The organism is Acinetobacter sp. YH12218 (assembly GCF_013417925.1).
GTDB lineage: Bacteria > Pseudomonadota > Gammaproteobacteria > Pseudomonadales > Moraxellaceae > Acinetobacter > Acinetobacter amyesii.
The window spans coordinates 1-2752 of the sequence record NZ_VPDB01000139.1 but is presented as its reverse complement, the minus strand read 5'-3'; the positions used below and the strand labels follow the sequence as shown (position 1 = coordinate 2752).

Genomic DNA, 2752 nt, shown 5'->3' with positions numbered 1-2752 from the left:
GTACACAGTGCACTGGGTTATGTATCGCCTTTTGAGTTTGAAGCAATGTACTATGATAAGATTAACCCGTTAGGTCAGGTGGCCTAACTTAAATAAAAAAGTCTCCGACAAACCCGGTACGGTTCAGTTGATAATTTTATTCATCATATTGAAGTTTTGAGACCCAAAGTAATTTTATTTATGGGTAGTAAGCTTATTAATTTTCTGAGAAATATAGATGTTTGGGATAGGTTTACTGCTATTGTTGGTCCAGAAATAGAACCCTTAAAAAGGGTACAAAAAACAGATTTTGATGGTACTCGATTTAAAGTTTACTTTGATAATTTTGAACAATGCCAAGTTGTGTGCTTACCACATCCATCTAGTAGTAGAGGTCTATCTGATGAATATATCAAATTATTTGAACCAGAATTAGGAACAATCATTACTGAATATAAGAAACAAAAGGGTATTCTATAAAACTAATTATGAAAAAAGTCCATCTCATCCACGCAGATATAACAGCTTTTGCTGTACATGCCATCGTTAACTCAGCAAATAAATCTTTGCTTGGTGGTGGGGGACTTGATTATGTGATTCATAAAAAAGCTGGACCGTTGATGAAAGAAGAATGTATTCGTCTAAATCAAGAAAAAGGTGGATGCCCTACAGGTCAAGCAGAAGTAACAACAGCAGGTAATCTGCCTGCTAAATACCTTATTCATGCGGTTGGACCACGATGGTTAGATGGCGAACACAATGAGCCACAATTGCTTTGTGATGCTTATAGTAATGCACTATTCAAAGCTAATGAAATTCATGCACTCACTGTTTCTTTTCCATGTATTAGTACAGGTGTTTATGGTTTTCCACCTCAAAAGGCTGCTGAAATTGCGATTGGCACTATACTCTCTATGTTGCCTCAATATGATCATGTTGCAGAAGTATTTTTTATCTGCCGAGAGGATGAAAATTATTTAATTTATAAGAATCTTTTATCGAATATCGATGATCCAAATATTCAGATTCTGATTTCTTAGTTTAAATTATCGAAAGCTCGTATAAGAATTCAGCCACAATTTTGGCTAATAATTCATGTTCTTCTTGTGATTCAACAATATCGACCATCAAATCATCTAAACCTGTTTGTTCCTGAATGGTAACACCTTGAATTTCGAGATAAGTCAGCATTACAGCTAAACCAGTTCTTTTATTACCATCAACAAAAGCATGACCTTTTGAGATAGCTATACCAAACCATGCTGCGATCTCAAAAATGTCGCTTACATTACTGTAATACATCTGCTGATCTATACGGCTTAATACGCTTTCTAGCTTTTCAATATGACAGCCTATTCGCCCTACGCCAGTTTGTAATAGGATCTCATCATGCACAGCAATGACGAATGTTGAGCTAATCAAACTCATTTATAAGCAAGCTCTTGGATTTCAGCTTTATGCTGATTAATGACTCGTTTTGCACTATGCATCACAACACGTTTAGTCGCTTCGTCATTGCTAAATTGGATTGGTAATACTTGACCCGAAACCTTTTCACGATTTGAAATTTGATCAAGGCTATAGTCTTTTAAACGCTTTCTCATCTTCATCCCCCTATTAAAAGAGAATTTCATTTTAGCCTAAATTAAACAATTAAGTACGATAGTGAGGATCTTTTCTTGGAATAGCATTTTCTGAATCTATATCAAAGAAATCATAAATTTTAGTGGCTGTTACTGTGTTAAATAATTTTTTGTCCATATACACGATTGCTTTTCCTTTATTTGTGTCGAAAATTACCCTACCCCTTGGAATCTGTTCATATTCATAATGACGTAGTTCTGGGTATACACTTTGCATATTTTTCCAATAATCGACATGTGTATATGGACTATCAATTAAGCCTATTGAATCTGCATCATTTAAATTGAATGGATGAGCTATGCCAATAACTTGCTTTTGCAAAAACCAAAAAATTCCTATTTTCATTTTTCATCAACTGATTAATTTCCCTAAAATTAACATAATACACCTTATACGAAACTAAAAATGGGAGCTTTAAGCTCCCATTTTTGCTGAGTTTTTCAATTTTTAGGTAGTAGCCTAGGCTTCAATAAATTACGCACCTAAACGCATTAACTTTTCTTGAATCGCATCACTGACAAAGGCATTTAGAGAATTACTTGATGCTAAAACCGCCTTACGGTGCAATTCAGGGCTAATACGGACATTAAAAGTGCCTTTGAATGGTTGATCAGGAGATTTTCCTAGTTCAGCACATGATTCTAAATAGCCGTCTACAGATTCCTGAAAAGCTTTCTCAAGGGCTTTTAAAGTTTCCGCTTCATAGGTAATAAGATCACGAATAAAAGCAAGTTTTCCAAATAACTCACCTGTTTCAAGATCAGGCTCAATTGTTCCGAGATAACCTTTGTACTTTAAATAGCTCATAAAAATCCCTCCTGCTTGAGTGCCTGTTTTACAGCTTTCAATGCCCCACCTTTGATTTCATTTTCAGGGTGTGGTCTATGCAGTAAAATCATATGTTCAGTTTTTTCATTAAAAAACCGAACACGAGAGCCTGCCATTTCAAATTTTTCATAGCCGAGCTGGCTCAGTAAAACGACTAAATCTTTATATGGAAACGTATTTTTTGAATTTCCAAATTTTTCCAGTAACTTTTCCGTTTTACCCATACTTCAGCCCTACTGCTATTGCAACTAAGTATAGTTACTTTTAAATAATAATTGCAACTATATTTAGTTGCAATTTC

General features: G+C 34.8%; 7 protein-coding genes. 2 read left to right on the top strand and 5 right to left on the bottom strand.

Going from position 1 to position 2752, the window contains the following annotated elements:
* Nucleotides 1–180 precede the first annotated feature (180 nt).
* Both FTV03_RS17405 and FTV03_RS17400 read left to right on the top strand, forming a co-directional pair.
* The gene (locus tag FTV03_RS17405) at nucleotides 181–459 is read left to right on the top strand and encodes a hypothetical protein (protein ID WP_257220837.1); all 279 of its coding nucleotides are present in this window, start codon (nucleotides 181–183) and stop codon (nucleotides 457–459) included.
* A gap of 8 nt (nucleotides 460–467) precedes the next feature.
* The gene (locus tag FTV03_RS17400) at nucleotides 468–1019 is read left to right on the top strand and encodes a macro domain-containing protein (protein WP_180042379.1); all 552 of its coding nucleotides are present in this window, start codon (nucleotides 468–470) and stop codon (nucleotides 1017–1019) included.
* Nucleotide 1020: 1 nt separating this feature from the next.
* On the opposite strand, the gene FTV03_RS17395 is transcribed toward FTV03_RS17400, so the two are convergent.
* The 5 genes from FTV03_RS17395 to FTV03_RS17375 form a co-directional block, all read right to left on the bottom strand.
* Nucleotides 1021–1407, bottom strand: a complete 387-nt coding sequence (locus FTV03_RS17395) for a type II toxin-antitoxin system death-on-curing family toxin (RefSeq protein WP_000053135.1) — start codon at nucleotides 1405–1407, stop codon at nucleotides 1021–1023.
* A complete protein-coding gene (locus FTV03_RS17390) occupies nucleotides 1404–1583 on the bottom strand; it encodes a hypothetical protein (protein WP_001231652.1) in 180 nt (59 codons plus the stop codon). The genes FTV03_RS17395 and FTV03_RS17390 overlap by 4 nt, the downstream gene beginning before the upstream one ends.
* Nucleotides 1584–1632: 49 nt before the next feature.
* Nucleotides 1633–1968, bottom strand: a complete 336-nt coding sequence (locus FTV03_RS17385) for a hypothetical protein (protein WP_179997550.1) — start codon at nucleotides 1966–1968, stop codon at nucleotides 1633–1635.
* 129 nt (nucleotides 1969–2097) lie between these two features.
* Nucleotides 2098–2430, bottom strand: coding sequence for a type II toxin-antitoxin system HicB family antitoxin (locus tag FTV03_RS17380; RefSeq protein WP_004812232.1), 333 nt, complete (start codon nucleotides 2428–2430; stop codon nucleotides 2098–2100).
* Complete coding sequence (locus tag FTV03_RS17375; protein ID WP_004812233.1) at nucleotides 2427–2675, bottom strand: type II toxin-antitoxin system HicA family toxin; 249 nt, start codon at nucleotides 2673–2675, stop codon at nucleotides 2427–2429. The genes FTV03_RS17380 and FTV03_RS17375 overlap by 4 nt, the downstream gene beginning before the upstream one ends.
* Nucleotides 2676–2752 lie beyond the last annotated feature (77 nt).

Excerpts from the sequence above, each read along its gene's own strand:
- FTV03_RS17405 (WP_257220837.1), top strand. The coding sequence starts at position 181 with ATGGGTAGTAAGCTTATTAATTTTCTGAGAAATATAGATGTTTGGGAT.
- FTV03_RS17400 (WP_180042379.1), top strand. The coding sequence starts at position 468 with ATGAAAAAAGTCCATCTCATCCACGCAGATATAACAGCTTTTGCTGTA.
- FTV03_RS17395 (WP_000053135.1), bottom strand. The coding sequence starts at position 1,407 with ATGAGTTTGATTAGCTCAACATTCGTCATTGCTGTGCATGATGAGATC.
- FTV03_RS17390 (WP_001231652.1), bottom strand. The coding sequence starts at position 1,583 with ATGAGAAAGCGTTTAAAAGACTATAGCCTTGATCAAATTTCAAATCGT.
- FTV03_RS17385 (WP_179997550.1), bottom strand. The coding sequence starts at position 1,968 with ATGAAAATAGGAATTTTTTGGTTTTTGCAAAAGCAAGTTATTGGCATA.
- FTV03_RS17380 (WP_004812232.1), bottom strand. The coding sequence starts at position 2,430 with ATGAGCTATTTAAAGTACAAAGGTTATCTCGGAACAATTGAGCCTGAT.
- FTV03_RS17375 (WP_004812233.1), bottom strand. The coding sequence starts at position 2,675 with ATGGGTAAAACGGAAAAGTTACTGGAAAAATTTGGAAATTCAAAAAAT.